This is a genomic window from Actinoplanes sp. URMC 104 (assembly GCF_051386375.1).
Taxonomy (GTDB): Bacteria; Actinomycetota; Actinomycetes; order Mycobacteriales; family Micromonosporaceae; genus Actinoplanes.
The window spans coordinates 234181-253800 of the sequence record NZ_JBPQTO010000002.1 but is presented as its reverse complement, the minus strand read 5'-3'; the positions used below and the strand labels follow the sequence as shown (position 1 = coordinate 253800).

The window sequence follows — 19620 nt, the reverse complement described above, 5'->3', positions numbered from 1 at the left end:
TAGCGGTCGGCGGCTCGGGCCCAGCGAAATGTGCGCGGGGTGAGGTCCGCGACAGCGGCCGCGCCGAAGCTCGGTGACCAGGCGCCCCGCACCAGTGAACGTTCCGTTGTCCACAGGGCCGTTCGGGCGGCCTTCCGCGTGCGACGATCGGGCCATGGCAGAGGCGGTGGTGATCGGAGCGGGCATCGGCGGGCTGGCCGCGGCCCTCGCGCTGCAACGGCGCGGCTGGGCGGTGACGGTGGTCGAGCGGGCGCAGGCCCTCGAGGACGTGGGCGCGGGGCTGGCAGTGGCGCCCAATGCAGTGCGGGCGCTCGACTCGCTCGGCGTGGGTGAGCCGGTGCGGGCGCTGGCGGCGCTGCAGGGCACGGCGGGCATTCAGCGGCCGGACGGGCGGTGGATCTCGCGGACGGACGCGGCTGCCGCGGAGGCGCGGTTCGGTGAGCCGACCGTGGTGGTGCATCGAGCGGCGCTGGTGCGGGTGCTGGCCGAGGCGCTGCAGCCGGGGACGTTGCGCCTCGGCGTGCCGGCGTCGGAGGTCTCGGCCGACGGTGTGGTGGTCACCTCCGAGGGGACGACCACGGCCGACCTGGTGGTTGCGGCCGATGGGCTGCGTTCGGGCGTACGCGCGAAGCTCTTCCCCGAGACGGCCGGGCCCATCTACGCCGGGGTGACGAGCTGGCGTTTCATCGTCGCGCGGCCGCCGGGGGAACTGGTGCTCTCCGAGACGTGGGGCGAGGGCAAGGTGTTCGGCGTCGTGGGGCTGGGTGACGGCCGCGTGTACTGCTACGCCACCGCGCCCGCTCCGCCGCAGGGGTCCGCCGCCGATGAGCGGGCCGAGCTGGCGCGGCTCTTCGGCGGGTGGCACGCGCCGATCCCGGGTCTGATCGCCGCCGCCGACTCGGTGATCCGCACCGACATCCGCTGCCTCGACCCGGCGCCGCCGACGTTCCACAAGGGACGCGTGGCCCTGCTGGGCGACGCGGCCCACGCGATGACTCCCAACCTGGGGCAGGGCGCGTGCCAGGCGATCGAGGACGCGGTCGTGCTGGCCGCCCACGTCCGAACGCCGGACGGCACTTCCTCGCTGTCGCGGGCGCTGGCGGCCTATTCGGCGGAGCGGGTGCCGCGGACGGCCGCCGTGGCGGCCGCCTCGCGACGCATCGGCAGGATGGCGGGGCTGTCGGGCGCGGCCGCCCGGCTGCGCAACACCGGCATGCTGCTGGCCGGCAAGCTCGGGCCCAACCTCGTGCTGCGCCAGATGGACCCGGTGCTCGCCTGGCGCCCGCCCGGCTGACCCGCCCGCCCGCCTGACTTGCTCGCGCCCAGCCGTCGCTCGGCCGCGCCCAGCCGTCGCTTGGCCGCGCCCAGCCGTCGCTTGGCCGCGCCCAGCCGTCGCTTGGCCGCGCCCAGCCGGCGCTTGGCCGCGCCCAGCCGGCGCTGCGGCCGCGCCCGACCGGGGCGGCCCCCGGGCTGCCGCCGGGCCGACCCTGGCACGCCCGCGCGTCAGTCGTTGAGGGCCTTGGAGAGGTCGTCGCGGAAGGCGCGCTCGCTGTCGGTGACGGCCTCGCCGCCGATGCCGAGCACGCCGCCGGTGGAGGCCGCGCCGACGACGCTCTCGGCGATCTCGACGAGCCAGTGCTTGTAGGTCTCGGCGTCGGCCTGGTCGGCCTTCGCGGCCAGCAGCGCGTTGGCCTCGGCGGCGCGGCCGAGCACGTCCTGGGCGTACGCGATGGGGTCGCTCGGCTCGATGACCGGCGGCTCCTCGCCGAGGTCGGGGTCGCCCACCCGCGACACGATGGCGCCGGCCACCGCGGTGACCAGGCGGCTGGCCGAGGCCCGCGCGTCGGAGATGACGTCGAGGCCGGCCGCGGTCTCAGCCCGGGTCTTGCGGGCGCTGTCGGGCGTGGCCGCGCTGGCGGCGGTGAGCACCGACTGCGGCAGGCCGACCAGCAGCCCCCACTCCGAGTCGGTGAAGCCCAGCATCGAGTACAGCGGATCGTCGCTCACGGTAAGTCCCTCACGGTCGGGTTCGTCGTCGCGATTCTTATACCCCACCGCCCCGCTGCTCACCGGCTGTCACCCGGCCAGGCTCAAAAGTCACAGTGCGTAACCGGACTGCTACAGCGATGCGAGCAGGGCGGCGAGCTCTTCCCGGTGGGCCTCGAGGTCCGGGTCGGGGGTGGCCGTCCACAAGCCGTCCAGGTCGGGGCGGCGGCGGATCAGCACGGTGAACGCGGCGAGCTGGTCGCGGGCGTTCTGGTCCTCGGTGACCCGCTCGCCGACCGCCTGCCGGGCGGCCAGGCTCAACGCGATGCGCTCCCGCAGCCACAGCGGAGCCAGCGAGGCCCGGTGGGCGGCCGTCCGGGTGCCGGCGCCGGCCAGCCGGGCGACGTGTGCGGCCGTCTCGCGGTGGCCGTGCCGGTCGGCCATGCGCTCGAACCGTGTCCACTCGCGCCCCAGCGAGCCGAGCCGTTCGCCCCACGTCTCGAGCAGCACCATGCGCAGCGCGCGGGCGGACTCGCGCAGGTGCCGCGTGGCGGTCGCCGGGTCCGGATGCGCCGCGAGCTCGGCGGCCGCCCGGGCCTGGCGGCGCCACTCCGCGATCCGCGCCTGCACGACGGCGGGGTGGAACCGTACGTCGGTGATCCAGGAGGCGAACCCGGCCACGAGCTCGTCGGCGGGGTCGGACGGACGGCCGCCGTACGCCTTGTCGATGCCGTGGAACCAGCGGCGGTCGACGGTGATGGTCGTGGCGAGCGCCGACGGTCCCGCGGCAGTCACCGCGCGGATCTCGTCGGTGGTGAACGCGAGCCAGCCGAGGTCGAGGGTCTGCGCCCGTCCGGAGGCGGCCCACCAGTCGACCAGCTCCGCTTGGCCGCGCTCGACCTCGTCCGCCGCGGCCGGATCGTCGTACACTGGCAGCAAATCTATGTCGGACATCGGCCACGGCTCGTTCCGGCCCAGGCTGCCGGCGACCAGAAAGCCCCGTACGCCGGAAACGCCGCTCAGCACCGTGATCGCCTCGTGCAGCCGGTCGTGGATCAGACGCCGCCATTGCTCGCTGTGCACCTTCCGCAGCCTAGTCATCCGCAGCGGGTGAGGCGGCGTGGTCACGCGCCGACCCTCCACAGGGGAAGGAGCGCGCCGTGGTCACGACGTCCCGGGTCGCAGTCCCGCGCCTGCACTACACCTTCGTGGGGCTCAGCGGCGCGCTGCTGTTCCTCTGCGTCTCGCTCACGCCGTCGCTGCTGCCCCGCGGCTGGCTCTTCCAAGGGCTGATCAGCGGGGCGCTCGCCGCGATCGGGTACGGCGTCGCGGAGTTCGGGGGCTGGGTGGCGCGCTGGGTCCTCGGCCGTCCGCCGTGGCCCGGCGCGAGCCGCCTCGCGTGGCGGGTGCTGGGTGGCGTCGCAGCCGTGCTGATCCTGCTGTTCTGGTGGCTGGGCGCGGGCTGGCAGCGGCAGATCCACAGGCTCATGAGCCTGGACCCGCCGCCGCGCGTGCAGTACCTGCCGGCCCTGCTGCTCGCGGCGGTGCTGTTCGTCGCGCTGATCGCCGTGGCGCGGCTGGTGCGCCGCGGCTACCGCGCACTGCGCGGCCTGCTCAGCCGGGTGGTCTCGCCCTCCGCGGCCCGCGCGCTGAGCGTCGCGCTCGTGGCCGCGGTGCTCTACCTGTTCACCAACGGCGTGTTGGTGGGCGGGATGTTCCGCCTCGCCGACGGCGCCTTCGCGACGGTCAACTCCGAGACGCAGCCGGGCGTGGCCGAGCCGCAGTCGAAGTACCGTTCGGGTGGTCCGGGCTCGCTGATGAGCTGGGCGTCGCTGGGCAACCAGGGCCGGAAGTTCATCGGCAGCGGCCCCGACGAGGCGGAGCTGCGGGCGTTCTCCGGCCGCGCGCCGATGGAGCCGATCCGGGTGTACGCCGGTCTGGACGCCGCGCCGACCCCGCGGGAGCGCGCGGAGCTGGCCGTCCGCGAGCTGGTGCGCACCGGAGCGTTCTCCCGCGAGGTGCTGTGCCTGGTGACCACGACGGGCACCGGCTGGGTGAACGCGGACGCCGTCGACCCGCTGGAGTACATGTACAACGGCGACACCGCGCTGGTGTCCATGCAGTACTCCTACCTGCCCAGCGTGATCTCGTTCCTGGTCGACCAGGAACGGGCGCGGGCGGCGGGGCGGGCGCTCGTCGACGAGGTGTACGGCATGTGGTCGCGGCTGCCGGTCGAGAACCGCCCCAAGCTGCTGGTGTTCGGCGAGAGCCTCGGCTCGTTCGGCTCGGAGGCGGCGTTCAGCGGCAGCGGCGACATCCGCTCGCGCGTCGACGGGATGCTCCTGGCCGGCCCGCCGAACAGCAACGAGCTGTGGCGGCAGTTCGTCAGGGACCGCGACGCCGGCACGCTCGAGGTGCTGCCGCAGTTCGAACGGGGTGAGACCGTCCGCTTCGCCGCCGACCCGGTCGCCGACCTCGCCCAGCCGCCCGCGCCGTGGGGCCAGCCCAAGGTCATCTACCTGCAGCACCCCTCGGACCCGATCACGTGGTGGTCGCCGCGGCTCGCGGTCAGCCGGCCCGACTGGCTCGAGGAGAGGCGCGGCGACGACGTGCTGCCCGCCGTGCAGTGGTATCCGCTGATCACGTGGGCCCAGGTGAGCGCCGACATGGCGATCTCCAACAACGTGCCGGCCGGTCACGGTCACCGGTTCGGCGCCGCTCCCGTCACGGCCTGGTCCCGGATCGCGCCGCCGGACGGCTGGACTCCGGAGCGTACGGCCGCCCTCACCGCGCTGATCGCGGACCGCCCGCACGCCTGATCGGCCGAGGGGTTCAGGCGGCCGGCAGCAGGTCGGCGAGCAGCGCCTCGATGCGGGCCCGGATCTCGTCGCGGATCGGGCGGACCGCCTCGACGCCCTGGCCGGCCGGGTCCTCGAGCTTCCAGTCCTCGTAGCGCTTGCCCGGGAAGTACGGGCACGCGTCGCCGCAGCCCATGGTGACGATGACGTCGGAGGATTGCACGGTGTCGTACTCGAGGATCTTCGGGCTCTGGTCGGTGATGTCGATGCCCACCTCGCGCATGGCCTCGACGGCGGCCGGGTTGATCGTGTCGGCGGGGGCGGAGCCGGCGGAGCGGACCTCCACGGCGTCGCCCGCGAGGTGGCGCAGCCAGCCGGCGGCCATCTGCGAGCGGCCGGCGTTGTGGACGCAGACGAACAGGACGCTGGGCTTTTCGGACATACGAGGTGCCTCCGGTAGCGGGGTCAGACGGCGGGGTGGGTGAAGAACCGGCGGCGTACGGCCAGGCTCACATAGACCAGGGCCACGAGCACCGGCACCTCGATCAGCGGGCCGACGACGCCGGCCAGGGCCTGCCCGCTGGTGACGCCGAAGGTGCCGATCGCCACCGCGATGGCGAGCTCGAAGTTGTTGCCGGCGGCGGTGAACGCGAGCGTGGTGGTGCGCTCGTAGGTCAGGCCGATCGCCCGGCCGAGGGCGTACGAGCCGCCCCACATGATCGCGAAATAGGCGAGCAGCGGCACCGCGATCAGCGCCACGTCCCACGGCCGGGAGGTGATCGCGTCACCCTGCAACGCGAACAGGACGACGATCGTGAACAGCAGCCCGTACAGCGCGGTCGGCCCGATCCGCGGCAGGAACCTTCCCTCGTACCAGGTGCGGCCGTTGGCCTTCTCGCCGAGGCGGCGGGTGAGGAAGCCGGCGAGCAGCGGGACGCCCAGGAAGACCAGCACGTTGCGGGCGATGTCCCAGCCGGAGACCTCCAGCCGGGCGCGCGAACATGAGTGCCGGCCCGGCGATCCAGTTCAGCAGCAGTGACGACAGCAGCAGCCGCCGGTCCCCGGTGACGGCGCCGAGCCGGTCGTAGCGGACCTTGGCCAGCACCGGATACATCATGATCAGCAGGCCGAGGGCGATCGGCAGCGAGATGCCGCCGATCTCGATGGCCTCGAGGGCGCTGCCGAGACCGGGCACGGCGCGGCCGAGCAGCAGTCCGGCGGCCATGGCGAGCAGGATCCAGAGCGGCAGGAACCGGTCGAGGCGCGACAGGCGCCCGGCCACCGCCGGCGCGGTGCCGGCGGACGTGGTGTGGGTCATGGAACGGAGATCCTTGAACTGTCGGGCGGGCGGGCGGGCCGGGTCGGGTCGGGCGCGCGCGTCAGTCGTCGACGTCGAGCAGCGCGGACAGTTGGCGCAGGAGCGCCGGGCGGGCGCGGTAGTAGACCCAGCTGGCCCGGCGCTCGGCGGTGACCAGGCCGGACTCCTTGAGCACCTTGAGGTGGTGCGAGATGGTCGGCCCGGAGATCTCGAACGCTGGCGTCAGGTCGCAGACGCAGATCTCGCCGCCGGGCGCCGACGCGATCATCGACATCAGCTGCAGGCGGATGGGGTCGCCCAGCGCCTTGAACGCCTGCGCCAGCGTGCCGGCCGCCTCGGACGGGATCCGGCTCTCCGCCAGGGGCGCGCAGCATCCCGCGGCGTTCACGTCGATGACGGCGAGCGGCTGACCTGATTTCGACATGCTTCGAGGTTGACAGATGTCGAAACCGCGTGCAAGTCTCGGATTCGACAAACGTCAAGTTCGACAGAGATCGAAGCCGTAACGAGGGAATGGGAGCCACCCATGACATCCGAGCTCGACACCCTGCCCGTGGCCGTCATCGGCGCCGGTCCGGTCGGCCTGGCCGCCGCCGCCCACCTCGCCGAGCGCGGCCTGCCGTTCACCGTGCTCGAGGCCGGCGACGAGCCCGCCGCGGCCGTCCGGCGGTGGGGTCACGTGCGGTTGTTCTCGCCGTGGCGCTACGACGTCGACGCCGCGGCCGCGCGCCTGCTCGCCGACGCCGGCTGGGTGCGCCCCGACGACGACAAGCTGCCCACCGGCGCCCAGCTCGCCGCCGACTACCTGCAGCCGCTCGCCGACCTGCCCGCCCTGAAGCCGCACGTGCGCTACGGCGCGCGCGTCGCCGCGATCACCCGGCTCGGCCTCGACCGCCTCCGCAGCGCAGGCCGCGCCGGGACGCCGTACCTGATCCGCCTCGGCAACGGCGAGGAGGTGCTCGCGCGGGCGGTCATCGACGCCTCCGGCACGTGGGACACGCCGAACGTGCTCGGCGCCTCCGGCATCCCCGCGCACGGTGAGGTCGAGGCTTCGGCGTACGTCGAGAGCGCCCTCCCGGACGTCCTGGGCCGCGACCGCGAGCGCTTCGCCGGCCGCCGTGTCCTGGTCGTCGGCGCCGGCCACTCCGCGGCCAACACGCTGCTGTCGCTCACCGAGCTGCCCGGCACCACCGTCACGTGGGCCATCCGCGCCGCCTCGCCCGCGCGCACCTACGGCGGCGGGACCGCCGACGCGTTGCCCGCCCGCGGCGCGCTCGGCACCCGGCTGCGCGAGCACGTCGAGTCCGGCGCCATCACGCTGCTCCCCGGATTCGGCGTCCGGACGGTGAGGGCGGGCGCGGACGGCGTCGAGGTCTCCGACGGCACCCGCACCGTCACGGTCGACCGGATCGTGTCGGCCACCGGCTTCCGCCCCGACCACACCATCACGGCGGAACTGCGCCTCGACCTCGACCCGATCCTGGGCTCCACCCGGGAGCTCGCGCCGCTGATCGACCCCAACGAGCACTCCTGCGGCACCGTCCCGCCGCACGGCGCCGACCAGCTCGCGCATCCCGAGCCCGGCTACTTCGCGATCGGCTCCAAGTCGTACGGCCGTGCTCCCACGTTCCTCATGGCCACCGGCTACGAGCAGGCCCGCTCGGTCGTCGCGGCCCTCGCCGGCGACTGGGAGGCCGCCCGCGACGTCCGGCTGGACCTGCCCGAGACCGGCGTCTGCTCGAGCAACGTCCCGCTCGACGCCGACAGCATCGACGGCGCCTCCGGTGGCTGCTGCGGCACCCCGGCAGCGGCCGAGCCTGTCCAGCGTGGACTGGCGACCGGCGTCGAGGGCGGCCTTCTCCGTACGCCGCTCACCCTGATCACGGTGCCGTCCGAGTCCGGCGGCTGCTGCAGCTGACCGGTGGTCCCTGCCGTCGACTCCCCGCGCGCCAGGGCGATCGTCGCCGCGCTCGCGGTCACCCAGACCGTCGGCTACGGCACGCTCTACTACGCGTTCGCGGTCTTCCTCGTCCCGCTGGCCGCCGACCTCGGCGCCTCCACGACCGCGGTCACCGGCAGCTTCACCGTCTCGGTGCTCGCCTCCGCCGTGCTGGCCGTGCCCGTCGGCCGATGGCTCGACCGGCACGGCGGCCGGGCGCTGATGACGGCCGGTTCCGTGGCCGGCGCCCTGCTGCTGGCCGCGTGGTCGCAGGTCCAGAGCCTCGGGCAGCTGTACGCCGTGCAGGCCGGCATCGGCGTCGCGTCGGCCACCTGCCTGTACGAGGCCGCCTTCGCCGTGATCATCGCGTGGCACTCCCCGCGCCGGCGGTCGTCGGCCCTGCTGGCGCTGACCGTCGTGGCCGGGTTCGCCGGCACGATCTTCCTGCCGCTGACCGGCTGGCTGGTCGACCGCCACGGCTGGCGCACCGCGCTGCTCGTGCTGGCCGCCGTCCACGCCGTGGTCGCGGTCCCGCTGCACGCGGCGGTCCTGCGGCGCGCTCCCCGCGCTGCTGCGCCGCCGGCCGCGGCGGGGGACGGCGTACGGGCCGTCCTTGCCGACCGCGGCTTCTGGCTTCTCGCGGTCGGCTTCACAGCCCACACCGCCGCCATCGCCGCCGTCGGCGTGCACCTCGTCGCGGCGCTCATCGCGTGGGGTCACCCGCCGGCGTACGCCGCCTCCGTGGCGGGGCTGTTCGGCGTCCTGTCCGTCACCGGCCGTCTGCTCACCACCGGCCTGCAACGCCGCTACCGGACCACCACGGTCGTCGCCGCGCTCTTCCTCCTGCAGGCCCTCGCCGTCGCCGCGCTCGTCGTGGCCGGCCGCGACGCGATCGCCGCCGTCGTCGCGGTGGTCGCCTTCGGGCTCGGCTTCGGCGTCGGCAGCATCGCCAAGCCGCTGCTGCTCGCCGAGCGCTACGACACCCGCCGCTACGCCACGATTGCCGGCGTCCTCGTCGTGCCCATGACCGTCGCCAAGGCCACCGCGCCGCTGGCGGCCGCGGGCCTGCACTCGCTGAGCGGCGGCTACGGCAGCGCCTTCCTGGCGACCGCGGCGGTCTGCGTGCTCGCATCGGTCACGCTTGCGGCCCTGCCCCGCGTACGCCCCCGGTCGTCGTCCCCGCGTTCCTGACACGAATGGCCGGCCGCCTCGCGGCGGCCGGCCATCGGCGAGGTCGTTCGTCAGCGCCGGGCGCGGAGGCCGGCGACCAGGCTCACGCCGACCGCGGCCAGCACCACCTGGATGATCAGCTCGATCCAGTCGACACCGCGGGTCTCGGCGACGCCGATGCCGGCGGCGATGAACGTGCCGATGATGGCGGCGACGATGCCGATCAGAATCGTCAGCCAGATGGGGATGTTCTGCTTGCCGGGCACGACCAGGCGGCCGAGCGCGCCGATGATCAGGCCGACGATGATCGCGGTGATGATGCCGGAGACTTCCACGTCAGCTCCTCGGAAGATGAGTGTTCGAGGATCCGGTACCCCGGCGGGGCGATCGACGAAACGTGTGCCGCCCGACTCGCAGCGCGGGCCGCCGTCACTTGAGGACGATGGGCTGCTCGATGAGGTGGGCGCGCAGCCGGCCGGCCGGGTCGAGCCACGGCTGGTGCGGGTCGGCGTCCGGGGCGGGCTGCCAGTGGCGGGCCGAGCGGCGTACGCCCAAGGGATGGACGGTCAGCGTGCCGTCGGCCGCGAAGTGCAGGCGCAGGAACGACTTCGAGTCGATGATCCCCTGCGCCGAGAACAGCTCGTTGAGGTTCACGCCGAAGCGGGCGGCCACGAGCAGATAGACGGCGACCAGCTCGGTGGCGGCGAGGCCGGACACGACGCCGTAGAGGACCACGGTGGCCACCAGCGACCACGGCCACGGCCAGCCGTGCGGCGGCAGCTCCCACCAGGCCCAGGTGCCCAGCGCGGCCAGCGCGAGGTGGGCGGCGCCGTGCGTCACCCCCATCACCCGCCGCCGGTTGTGGCCGACGACGGACTCGCTGAGGTGCGCGAACGCGTACGTGCCCGCCAGCACCGCGGCCGCGAGCAGCACCAGGGGGACCAGCGCGAACTTCTGCAGCGGACTGCCGAACTCGCTGCCGATCACGCCGCTCGCCGCGAACAGCAGCGAAGTGTGCACGGCGCCGACCATCGCGATGAAGCTCGGGTTGTGCTTGGGCAGCCGCGCGAAGATGCTCGCGGCGTACGCCTGGGAGAGCCGCTTGCCCGGAAAGCGCGACCGCAGGTCGTACGTGCGCCGCGGTGAGGTCGAGGGCAGCGCGGGCGGCGGCACCTCGATCGTCTCGGGCAGCTGGTGGGTGGGGTAGAGGTAGGCGCCACCGCCGCCACACGTGATCAGCTCGCGGTCGGCGTTGCCGTAGCGCGCGTAGTGGTGCCAGTCGCCGGAGACCATCAGCCGGATGCGGGCGCCGGTCGGCTCGAGGACGGCCCGGACGAAGTAGTCGAGCGAGCCGTACGCCGCCGGCTTGTCCGCCGCCTGCACCCAGGTCGGGCTGGCCGAGGCGATCATGACCTTGGTCTGCGGGCCGAACCGGGCGGCCACCCGGGTGAAGTAGGCCAGCTGCGGGTCGTCGAGATAGGTGGACGCCTCGTCGTCGAGCGCCAGCAGCCACCAGTCACCCGGCAGTTCGACCGCGAAGTACGACCGGACCTGGGGCAGGCTGCGGCCGCCGATCTCCGTACGCCGGCTGCCGGTGAAGATGCGCAGGAACGCGGTGAGCCCGTCGTACCAGTCGTGGTTGCCCGGCAGCGCGTACAGGGTCGCGGTCGTGCCGTCGGCGGGCGGGAGCGGCATCGCCGCCCGGTAGGGGCCGATCAGCCGGTCCTCGTACCGTTCGGTGCTCGGCGTCGGATAGACCTCGTCGCCGCCGAGCACGAGCACCCGGCCGCGCGGCAGCTCTTTCCCGCCCACGGTGAGCGTGGGCTGGGCGAGCAGATAGGCGACCGAGTACGTGGCGTCGAACCCGTCGCCGAGGTCGGCCACGAAGTCGAGCCAGCAGTCGCCGTCCGGCCCCACCTCGCGGTGCACCTGGTCGGGGAAGGCCCCTTGCAGCTCCCGCTTGTCGAGGTAGCCGCCCTGGATCGAGGCGAGCGCGACCCGCAGCCCGGTGCCGGCCAGCTGCACGGGCGACAGCCACGCGACCGGCCGCGCAGGCGTGAAGCCCAGCTCGGCCGGCGCGAAGGCGCGCGGCCGGTGCGGAGGTCCGGGCGGTGCCATCTCGTCGGCCATGGCTGCCCATCCTCCCACGACCCCGCGCGGTCGGCGCTTCTCTTCGTTCGAGCGTCAGGCCGGTTCGCTTTCGATCCATCACGCCCCACGGCCGGAGGGGGTTGCTGTCAGTACCCCTTTCGGCAGTGTCTCCCTCATTGCCGGCATCGCGGGTTGCATAGGTGGCGAGTCATGCCCTGTCGCGACAACGAGAAGGTGCTCAATGTCAGACAACAGCCGCCGCCGGTTCCTGACGGGTGCCGCCGGCGTCGCAGCAGCTCCCGCTGTGGCCGGCCTGATCGGTCCCACAACGCCTGCGCAGGCGACGCGCGGTCCCGCCGGCAACGGCGCCCCGGCAGCCCGGGCCACCACGCTCACCGGCCGCCGCCGGCTGGGGCGGCTCACCGTCTCCAGCATCGGTCTCGGCTGCCAGACGATGCCCGGCAACCTTTACGGGCCGGTCAGCAGCCGCCGGGACATGATTCGGATCATCCGCACCGCGGTCGACCAGGGCGTCACCCTGTTCGACACCGCCGAGGCGTACGGGCCGTTCGAGTCCGAACGCATCGTCGGCGAGGCCCTGCGACCGGTACGGGACAAGGTGGTGATCGCGTCGAAGTTCGGCTGGAACATCGATCCGGACACCGACCCGCAGACGGTACGCCGTGCCCCACGCGGTGCACCCGCTGACCGCGGTGCAGAACGAGCACAACCTGCCGTGGCGCGGATCCGAGCAGCAGATCCTGCCGATCTGCGAAGAACTGGGGATCAGGTTCGTGTGCTGGGCGCCGCTGGCGTACGGCTTCACCACCGGCGCGATCAATCCGTACACGCGGTTCGCTCAGGGGGACTTCCGGCAGTACGTGCCACGAAACTCACCGGAGAACATGACCGCGAACATGGCTGTCGTGAACTTGCTGTGGGACTGGGCCGTCCGCAAGGGCGCCACGCCCGGCCAAGTGTCGCTGGCGTGGCTGCTGGCGCAGAAGCCGTGGATCGTGCCGATCCCCAGCGCCACCCGGACCTCGCATCTGCTGGAGAACATCGGTACTGAAGAGTTCGCCTTCACCGCCGACGAACTGCGGGAGTTCACCACCGCGCTGAACGCGATCCCGGTCCGGGGCGAGCGGCTGCCGGCACCGGTGCTCGCCCTGTCCGGCGTTGAAGCGCCGCTGCCCTGACCCGTGTCATTCGCGAGATCGGAGGAACTGATGGATGCGATGAACCGCTACCCACGGCGGACGATGCTGCGAATGGCCGCCGGTGCGGCATCCGCTGCGGTGCTGGGCGCCTGCTCCGATTCCCCGGCGTCCAGCCCCGTCACCGCCTCCGAAGCGGCCTCCGCTCGAGCTTCCGCCACGGCCGAGGGGAGCAAGGTGCTGCTTGCCTACTTCTCCCGCGCCGGGGAGAACTACTTCAACGGCGGTCGCCGGCGCCTGGCCGTGGGCAACACCGAGGTCGTGGCGGGCATGATCAGCCGGCTCATCGGCTGCGACGTGCACCGCATCGAGGCCGCCGACCCGTACCCCGACGACTACGAGCCGACGGTCGCGCGCAACGTGCGGGAGCAGAACGAGAACGCCCGACCGGCCATCGCCAACCCACTGACCTCGATCGAACGGTACGACACCATCCTGCTCGGCAGTCCGATCTGGAACGTCCGGGCGCCCATGATCATGACTACGCTCGTCGAGGGCCTCGACTTCGCCGGCAAGACGATCCACCCGCTCACCACGTACGCGATGAGCGGTCTGGGCACCACCGAGCGGGACTACGCCGCATCCTGTCCGGGCGCGAAGCTCGGGGAGGGCCTCGCCGTCCGCGGCGAGGAGGTCGCCGACGCCCAGCCCGACGTCGAGGCCTGGCTGCGCCGCATCGGCCTGCTCACCCGCTGACCACCGATTCCTGAACCGCCGCGGCCGTCAGTCTCTCGCCGCGGCGGTGCCGGCCTGTTGCGTCGCCGCCCAGGTGGCGAGCAGCTCGAGGCCGTCGCCGGCAGGGGTGCCCGGCTCGGCGGCGTAGGTCAGGACCGTCAGAGTCTCGTCGCCGCCGGGCAGTTCGAGCGCTTCGAAGGCCAGGTCCATCTCGCCGATGGCCGGGTGGCGCAGGCGCTTGGTGCCGTGGCGGTGCACGTAGACGTCCTGCGCGGCCCACATCGTCCGGAACGGCTCGCTGCGCATGGACAACTCGCCGATGAGGTTCATCAGCTGCTGGTCGTGCGGGTTCCGGGCGGCCGCGACGCGCAGCGCGGCGACGGCGGAGCGGGCGACCTGCGCCCACTCCGGGTAGAAGGCTTGGGCGTGCGGGTCGAGGAAGGTGAACCGCATCGAGTTCACCGGTAGAGCCGGGCCCGCGGTGAACATGGGGGCGTAGAGCGCCATGCCCAGCGGGTTCGCGGCGAGGATGTCGAAGCGGTGGTTGCGCAGGAACGCCGGCACCCCGGTCATGGAGTCCAGCACGCGGCGGATGGCGGGCCGGATCTCGGGCGCCTTGTCGCGGCGGACGCGGGCACGGGCCGGTGCTGGGCCGGCGGCGCGGGCCAGGCGGTGGAGGTGCTCGGTCTCGGTCTCGTCGAGCCGCAGCGCGCGGGCCAGGGCATCCAGGACGCCGTCGGAGGCGCCGGCGAGGTTGCCGCGTTCGAGGCGGGTGTAGTACTCGACGCTGACCCCGGCGAGGGCGGCGACCTCACCGCGGCGCAGCCCGGCGACCCGGCGGCTGCCGTACGCGGGGATACCGGCCTGCTCCGGGCTGACCTTCGCCCGGCGGGAGGTCAGGAACGCCCGCACCTCGCTGCTGTTGTCCATGGCTCCAGGCTAGGCACCGTTGCCGGCCGGAAGGGGTCCCTGTCGGTACCCCTTTACGTGGAGTCTCCCTGGCAGCTGCTGGGGGAAGTTCTCTGGACAGGTGCCACTCCTCCTCGCACCGCCGCAGCTCGGTCGGCCCCGCGCGTCGCTGGCGGTCGCCATGCTCGGCTTCGCCGTCGTCACCCTCGACACCCAGGTCGTCAACGTCGCCCTGCCCGACATCAGCCGCACTCTCGGTGGCACCCTCTCCGGCCTGCAGTGGGTGGTGACCGGCTACACGCTCATGTTCTCCGCGCTGCTGCTGTTCGCGGGCACCCTCGCCGACCGGATCGGGGCGCGCCGGGCGTACGGGATCGGCATGCTGATCTTCGTGGTGGCGTCTGCGGCATGTGGGTTGGCGCCGGGCCTGGGCTGGCTGGTTGCGGCGCGCGTTCTGCAGGGCATCGGCGCCGCGCTGGTCACGCCGACCTCGCTCGCGCTGATCCGCGCGGCCTATCACGACAGCGGCGCCCGGGCCCGGGCGATCGCATACTGGGCGATGGGCGGGTCGATCGCGGCGGCGGCCGGGCCGGTCCTCGGCGGCGCGCTGACCCAGCTCGACTGGCGGCTGATCTTCTTCCTCAACCTGCCGGTCGGCGTCGTCGCGGTGCTGGTGCTGCGCCGGACCGCAGACTCACCCCGCACCGTCGTGCCGTTCGACTGGACCGGTCAGGCCGCCGCGGTGCTGACGTTGGGCGCGCTCACCTACGGGATCATCGAGCGGGCCGGCCCCGTCCCGTTCGTCGTCGCCGTCCTGGCCGGCGCAGTGTTCGTCACTGCCCAGGCCCGGGGCCGGCACCCGATGGTGCCGCTCGACCTGTTCCGCTCCCGCGTCGTCAGCGTGGCGCTGACGGTGGGCTTTCTCAACATGGCCGCCTTCTACGGCGTCGTCTTCCTGCAGAGCCTGTACTTCCAGCAGCTGCGCGGCGCGTCCCCGTTCGTCACCGGCCTGCTGTTCCTGCCCATGACCGGCCTTGTCGCGGTGCTCAGCCCGGTGTCCGCCCGCGCCGCGAGGCGGTTCGGGCCGGCTGTTCCGGTCGTCGGCGGGCAGGTGGTGATGGCGGCGGGTCTGCTCGGGCTGGTGTTGCTGCCGGCCGACGTCCCGCTCCTGCTGGTTGCTGCGGTGATGGTGCTGGTCGGTGTCGGGGGCTCGTTCACCGTGCCGCCGACCACGGCGCTGATCCTCGACAGCGTCCCGCACGATCGCGCCGGCACCGCCAGCGGAGTGTTCAACACCTTCCGGCAGATGGGCGGCTCTCTCGGGGTGGCTGCTTTCGGGGCGGTGGTGGCCGGTCAGACCGAGTTCCTGAACGGCTTGCACATCAGCCTCACGGTCACCGCCGCTCTTGTTCTCCTCACCGCAGTCGCCAGCTCGGCACTGCGTACTCGAAAGGCCTGACATGCGTGCCACCCTCTACGGCGGCCCTGGCGACATCACCGTCGGTGAACGCCCCGACCCCCGCGTGCAACAACCCACGGACGTGGTCGTCCGGGTCACGCTCGGCTGCGTCTGCGGCTCCGACCTCTGGTACTACCGCGGCGTCAATCCGCACGCGCTGGGCCCGATCGGCCACGAGTTCATCGGCGTCGTCGAGCGGGTCGGCGATGACGTCACCACCTTGCAAGCCGGTGACCTGGTGGTGGCGCCGTTCACCTTCTGCGACGGCACCTGCGCCAACTGCGCCGCCGGCTGGACCGGTAACTGCCTGGGCGGCGGCTCGTTCGGCAACCACGGCGTCGACGGCGGCCAGGGCGAATACGTACGGGTCCCGTACGCCGACGCCACGCTGGTCAAGGTGCCCGGCCGCGGCCACTCCGACGCGGTGCTGAAGTCGCTGGTGGCCTTGTCGGACGTGATGTGCACCGGGCACCACGCCGCGTTCAGTGCCGGGGTGAAGGCCGGTGACACCGTGGCGGTGGTCGGCGACGGTGCGGTCGGTCTGTGCGCGGTCATAGCGGCCAAGCGTCTCGGCGCCGAGCGGATCATCTCGCTGAGCCGCAACCCCGTACGTCAGGCCCTCGCGCGCGAGTTCGGCGCGACCGACATCGTCACCGAGCGCGGCGACGACGCCACCAAGCTGATCATGGACATGACCGGCGGTATCGGCGTCGACGCGGCTCTGGAATGCGTGGGCACGGGTCAGTCGATGGCGACCGCCTTCGGGGTCGCCCGCGTCGGGTCGATCGTCGGCGCCGTCGGGGTGCCGCACGACTCCGCCGTCCCGCTGCAGACGGTCATCTTCCGCAACATCGGCCTGCGCGGTGGTATCGCCCCGGCCCGCCGCTACATCCCCGAGCTGATGCCCGACGTTCTTGACGGCAGCATCAACCCGGGCCTGGTCCTCGACCACGAGACCGACCTCGACGGCATCGCCGACGCGTACACCGCCATGCTCGACCGCCGCGCCACCAAGGCGCTCGTCCGCATCGGTGCCTGACCGGACGGAACGCCCATGAACACCGCCCCGCTCACTCAGCGCCCGCGACGCCGAACTCGTCGACTACGGCGCGGTCCGCAACACACTCACCGCACTCGGCACGCGGCCTGCTCGGATCGCCCTGATGACCACCGTGGGCGTCACCAAGCACACCCCCGGCCGCGACTGGAAGCGCCGCGGCGAACGCCTCGTGCGCGCCAGCGGTCTGCCGTACACGATCGTGCGGCCGGGCTGGTTCGACTACCACGCACCCGGCCGGCTGCGCCTGGTCATGAAGCAGGGCGACCGCAACTGGGCCGGTGATCCTTCCGACGGCGTGGTCTCGCGCCGGCAGATAGCCGAGGTCCTCGTCGCGAGCCTCACCTCGGCCGCGGCGGCCGGCAAGACGTTCGAGCTGGCGGCGCAACAGGGACCTCCGACCAGCGACCTCGACCCGTTGTTCGACGGACTGCAACCGGACCAGCCGGACAGCCTGGACGCCGTGCTCGACGTCGACAACATGCCGCTGGACGCCGAGCCGGCCACCGTACGGGAGCAACTGACCGATATCAGAAACCGGCGGCGGCGACGACCTCGTCCGTGGATGGTCAAACCTGTGCTGGGGGACCCTGCCGGTACCCCTTCCAGGAGGAACTCCCTCAAGCAGGAACACTGATGTTTGCTGGTATCAGGCCGGGTACGTCCTCCGTGGAAGGCCGGAAGGAGATTCAGTGATACCCGAATCGACGGCGTCCTGGACGGGCGACGAGCTGGCCACCATCGGCGGCGCCGAGGAGCTCGGGCTCGCGTCGCTGCGCAAGGACGGCACGCTCAGCCCGTACGTGACCATGTGGGTCGTCCGCGCCGGCGACGAGCTGTACGTCCGTTCGGCCCGCGGCCCGGCCGGCCGCTGGTACATGCGCGCGCTACGTGCCGGAGCGGGCCGGATCCGCGCGGGCGGCCTGGAGCCCGACGTGGTGTTCGCCGAACCCGCCGACTCCGACGTTCACGCCGGTATCGATGCCGCCTACCACGCCAAATACGACCGTTACGGGGCCGCCATCGTCGGCTCCGTCGTGGGGGACAGCGCGAGGGAAGTCACCATCCGCCTGCTCCCCCGGAACTGAAAGGAACTACTTATGCCTACCGTCCCGAACCTGACGCTGAACAACGGCGTCGAACTGCCCGCCATCGGCCTCGGCGTCTTCCAGACCCCGCCCGAGGAGACCCGCGACGCCGTGCTGGCCGCGCTGTCCACCGGCTACCGGCACATCGACACCGCCGCCGCCTACGGCAACGAGCGCGAGGTCGGCGAGGCGATCGCCAAGTCCGGCGTCGACCGCTCCGAGGTGTTCATCGAGACGAAAATCTGGATCAGCGACTACGGGTACGACGAGACCCTGCACGGCTTCGAAAAGAGCGCGGCCAAGCTGGGCGTCGAGCAGATCGACCTGCTGATCCTGCACCAGGCGCTGCCCTCGGAGTTCGTCAGGACGCGGGAGGCGTACCGGGCTCTGGAGAAGCTGCTGGCCGACGGCAAGGTCCGCGCGATCGGGGTCAGCAACTTCATGGTCGACCACCTGACCGCGCTGCTGGACAAGGCGACCGTGGTGCCCGCGGTGAACCAGATCGAGGTGCACCCGTACTTCGCGCAGCGTGAGGTGCAGGAGTTCGGCGCCAAGCAGGGCATCCTCGCCCAGGCGTGGTCGCCCATCGGCGGCATCACGTTCTACCGCGAGGGCGAGCACACCAGCACCCTGCAGGACCCGGTGATCGGCGAGATCGCGAAGGCGCACGGCAAGAGCCCGGCGCAGGTGATGCTGCGCTGGCACCTGCAGCAGGGCCGCTCGGTGATCCCGAAGTCGACCAAGCCGGCCCGGATCGCGGAGAACTTCGACGTGTTCGACTTCGAGCTCACCGCCGAGCAGCTCGCCGCGATCGACGCCCTCGACACCGGCAAGCGCGGCGGTCCCGAGCCGGAGGCCATCACCCTGGAGACCTTCGGCCGGGCGATCCCGGAAGCCTGACCCACCATCGACTTACGGAGGAACAGCATGCGTACCGCCAAGCTCGGAAACCTCGAGGTAGCCCGGATCGGGCTGGGCGCGATGGGGATGTCGCACGGCTACAGCGGCGCCGGCAGCGACGACGCCGAGTCGATCCGCACCATCCACCGGGCGATCGACCTGGGCGTCACCCTGATCGACACCGCGGAGATCTACGGCCCGTACGTCAACGAGGAGCTCGTCGGCCGGGCTCTGCAGGGCCGCCGCGACGAGGTGGTGCTGGCCACCAAGTTCGGGCTCGTCTCGCACGACGGCCGCGTTCCGGGCGGCTTGGACAGCAGCCCGGCCAACATTCGTACGGCGGTCGAGGGCTCGCTGAAGCGGCTCGGCACCGACCGCATCGACCTGTACTACCAGCACCGCGTCGACCCGAGCACCCCCATCGAGGACACCATGGGCGCCCTGGCCGACCTCGTGCAGGAAGGCAAGATCCGGTACGTCGGCCTGTCCGAGGCGTGGGTCGACACGATCCGCCGCGCCCACGCCGTGCACCCGGTGACCGCGTTGCAGTCGGAGTACTCGTTGTGGACCCGCGACCAGGAGGAGATCCTGCCGGTGCTGCGCGAGCTGGGGATCGGGCTGGTGGCGTACTCCCCGCTCGGCCGCGGCTTCCTCACCGGCGCGCTGCGGACGCCGGCCGACGTCGAGAAGCTGGACGACAGCGACTTCCGCAAGAACCACCCGCGCTTCACCGGCGAGAACTTCCAGCGCAACCTGCGCCTCGCCGATCAGGTGCAGGAGGTCGCCGACCAGGCCGGTGTGACTCCCGCTCAGGTGGCTCTGGCCTGGCTGCTGGCCCAGGGCGACGACATCGTGCCGATCCCGGGCACCAAACGGGTGAGCCGGGTCGAGGAGAACGTCGCCGCTGACAGCGTCACGCTCACCACTGAGCAGATCGCCACCCTCACCGCGCTGCCGGTGGCCGAGGGCGGCCACCACACCGAGGAGCAGATGCGGGTGATCGAGCGCTGAAG

General features: G+C 72.5%; 20 protein-coding genes and 2 pseudogenes. 13 read left to right on the top strand and 9 right to left on the bottom strand.

The genetic code is table 11. From position 1 onward, the window contains the following. The first annotated feature begins 154 nt into the window (after positions 1 to 154). The gene (locus tag ACSNN8_RS02155) at positions 155 to 1294 is read left to right on the top strand and encodes an FAD-dependent monooxygenase (RefSeq protein WP_436646567.1); all 1140 of its coding nucleotides are present in this window, start codon (positions 155 to 157) and stop codon (positions 1292 to 1294) included. A 209-nt stretch (positions 1295 to 1503) separates the two neighbouring features. Here the strand turns inward: ACSNN8_RS02155 and ACSNN8_RS02150 are convergent, their stop codons facing one another. Together ACSNN8_RS02150 and ACSNN8_RS02145 are read right to left on the bottom strand one after the other, a co-directional pair. Continuing rightward, positions 1504 to 2007, bottom strand: a complete 504-nt coding sequence (locus ACSNN8_RS02150) for a hypothetical protein (RefSeq protein WP_436646564.1) — start codon at positions 2005 to 2007, stop codon at positions 1504 to 1506. 111 nt (positions 2008 to 2118) lie between these two features. Then, a complete protein-coding gene (locus tag ACSNN8_RS02145) occupies positions 2119 to 3087 on the bottom strand; it encodes a nucleotidyltransferase domain-containing protein (RefSeq protein WP_436646562.1) in 969 nt (322 codons plus the stop codon). A 59-nt stretch (positions 3088 to 3146) separates the two neighbouring features. Between ACSNN8_RS02145 and ACSNN8_RS02140 the strand changes: the two genes are divergently transcribed. Continuing rightward, positions 3147 to 4805, top strand: a complete 1659-nt coding sequence (locus tag ACSNN8_RS02140; protein WP_436646560.1) for an alpha/beta hydrolase — start codon at positions 3147 to 3149, stop codon at positions 4803 to 4805. Positions 4806 to 4818: 13 nt separating this feature from the next. On the opposite strand, the gene ACSNN8_RS02135 is transcribed toward ACSNN8_RS02140, so the two are convergent. The 4 genes and pseudogenes from ACSNN8_RS02135 to ACSNN8_RS02120 all read right to left on the bottom strand — a co-directional run bounded on the left by ACSNN8_RS02135 (position 4819) and on the right by ACSNN8_RS02120 (position 6526). Then, positions 4819 to 5226, bottom strand: a complete 408-nt coding sequence (locus tag ACSNN8_RS02135; RefSeq protein ID WP_436646558.1) for an arsenate reductase ArsC — start codon at positions 5224 to 5226, stop codon at positions 4819 to 4821. 23 nt (positions 5227 to 5249) lie between these two features. Next, complete coding sequence (locus tag ACSNN8_RS02130; protein WP_436646556.1) at positions 5250 to 5738, bottom strand: arsenic resistance protein; 489 nt, start codon at positions 5736 to 5738, stop codon at positions 5250 to 5252. Positions 5739 to 5840: 102 nt separating this feature from the next. After that, positions 5841 to 5898, bottom strand: a pseudogene (locus ACSNN8_RS02125) (hypothetical protein); the annotation flags it as partial. 265 nt (positions 5899 to 6163) lie between these two features. Next, positions 6164 to 6526, bottom strand: a complete 363-nt coding sequence (locus tag ACSNN8_RS02120; RefSeq protein ID WP_436646554.1) for an ArsR/SmtB family transcription factor — start codon at positions 6524 to 6526, stop codon at positions 6164 to 6166. 102 nt (positions 6527 to 6628) lie between these two features. On the opposite strand from ACSNN8_RS02120, the gene ACSNN8_RS02115 reads away from it, so the two are divergent. Continuing rightward, positions 6629 to 8020: an FAD-dependent oxidoreductase gene (locus ACSNN8_RS02115; RefSeq protein ID WP_436646552.1), complete on the top strand. Its 1392-nt coding sequence runs from the start codon at positions 6629 to 6631 to the stop codon at positions 8018 to 8020. Positions 8021 to 8023: 3 nt separating this feature from the next. Next, positions 8024 to 9232 carry an MFS transporter gene (locus tag ACSNN8_RS02110; RefSeq protein WP_436646550.1) on the top strand — a complete coding sequence of 403 codons (1209 nt, stop codon included), beginning with the start codon at positions 8024 to 8026 and terminating at the stop codon, positions 9230 to 9232. A 50-nt stretch (positions 9233 to 9282) separates the two neighbouring features. Here the strand turns inward: ACSNN8_RS02110 and ACSNN8_RS02105 are convergent, their stop codons facing one another. Then, positions 9283 to 9546, bottom strand: a complete 264-nt coding sequence (locus tag ACSNN8_RS02105) for a GlsB/YeaQ/YmgE family stress response membrane protein (protein WP_436646548.1) — start codon at positions 9544 to 9546, stop codon at positions 9283 to 9285. A 94-nt stretch (positions 9547 to 9640) separates the two neighbouring features. Continuing rightward, the gene (locus tag ACSNN8_RS02100; protein ID WP_436646546.1) at positions 9641 to 11341 is read right to left on the bottom strand and encodes a metallophosphoesterase; all 1701 of its coding nucleotides are present in this window, start codon (positions 11339 to 11341) and stop codon (positions 9641 to 9643) included. Here ACSNN8_RS02100 and ACSNN8_RS02095 point away from each other — a divergent pair. The 3 genes and pseudogenes from ACSNN8_RS02095 to ACSNN8_RS02085 form a co-directional block, all read left to right on the top strand. After that, positions 11340 to 11897, top strand: a pseudogene (locus ACSNN8_RS02095) (aldo/keto reductase); the annotation flags it as partial. The gene ACSNN8_RS02100 and the pseudogene ACSNN8_RS02095 sit on opposite strands and share 2 nt — an antisense overlap. A gap of 118 nt (positions 11898 to 12015) precedes the next feature. Then, on the top strand, positions 12016 to 12501 hold the full coding sequence (locus ACSNN8_RS02090; RefSeq protein WP_436646544.1) for an aldo/keto reductase: 486 nt from the start codon (positions 12016 to 12018) through the stop codon (positions 12499 to 12501). A 195-nt stretch (positions 12502 to 12696) separates the two neighbouring features. Further along, a complete protein-coding gene (locus ACSNN8_RS02085) occupies positions 12697 to 13215 on the top strand; it encodes a flavodoxin (protein WP_436646542.1) in 519 nt (172 codons plus the stop codon). Positions 13216 to 13242: 27 nt separating this feature from the next. Here ACSNN8_RS02085 and ACSNN8_RS02080 read toward each other — a convergent pair whose 3' ends face one another. Further along, positions 13243 to 14124, bottom strand: coding sequence for a helix-turn-helix transcriptional regulator (locus ACSNN8_RS02080; protein ID WP_436646540.1), 882 nt, complete (start codon positions 14122 to 14124; stop codon positions 13243 to 13245). A gap of 100 nt (positions 14125 to 14224) precedes the next feature. Between ACSNN8_RS02080 and ACSNN8_RS02075 the strand changes: the two genes are divergently transcribed. From ACSNN8_RS02075 to ACSNN8_RS02050, 6 genes are all read left to right on the top strand, one after another. Further along, a complete protein-coding gene (locus ACSNN8_RS02075; protein WP_436646538.1) occupies positions 14225 to 15562 on the top strand; it encodes an MFS transporter in 1338 nt (445 codons plus the stop codon). Position 15563: 1 nt separating this feature from the next. Next, positions 15564 to 16601 carry a zinc-dependent alcohol dehydrogenase family protein gene (locus ACSNN8_RS02070; RefSeq protein ID WP_436646536.1) on the top strand — a complete coding sequence of 346 codons (1038 nt, stop codon included), beginning with the start codon at positions 15564 to 15566 and terminating at the stop codon, positions 16599 to 16601. 124 nt (positions 16602 to 16725) lie between these two features. Further along, a complete protein-coding gene (locus ACSNN8_RS02065) occupies positions 16726 to 17256 on the top strand; it encodes an NAD(P)H-binding protein (RefSeq protein ID WP_436646534.1) in 531 nt (176 codons plus the stop codon). Between the two features lie 55 nt (positions 17257 to 17311). Beyond that, complete coding sequence (locus tag ACSNN8_RS02060; protein ID WP_436646532.1) at positions 17312 to 17707, top strand: DUF2255 family protein; 396 nt, start codon at positions 17312 to 17314, stop codon at positions 17705 to 17707. 12 nt (positions 17708 to 17719) lie between these two features. Next, a complete protein-coding gene (locus ACSNN8_RS02055; RefSeq protein WP_436646530.1) occupies positions 17720 to 18607 on the top strand; it encodes an aldo/keto reductase in 888 nt (295 codons plus the stop codon). A gap of 27 nt (positions 18608 to 18634) precedes the next feature. After that, entirely contained in the window at positions 18635 to 19618 is a 984-nt protein-coding gene (locus ACSNN8_RS02050) for an aldo/keto reductase (RefSeq protein WP_436646528.1), read from the top strand. Positions 19619 to 19620: the final 2 nt, after the last annotated feature.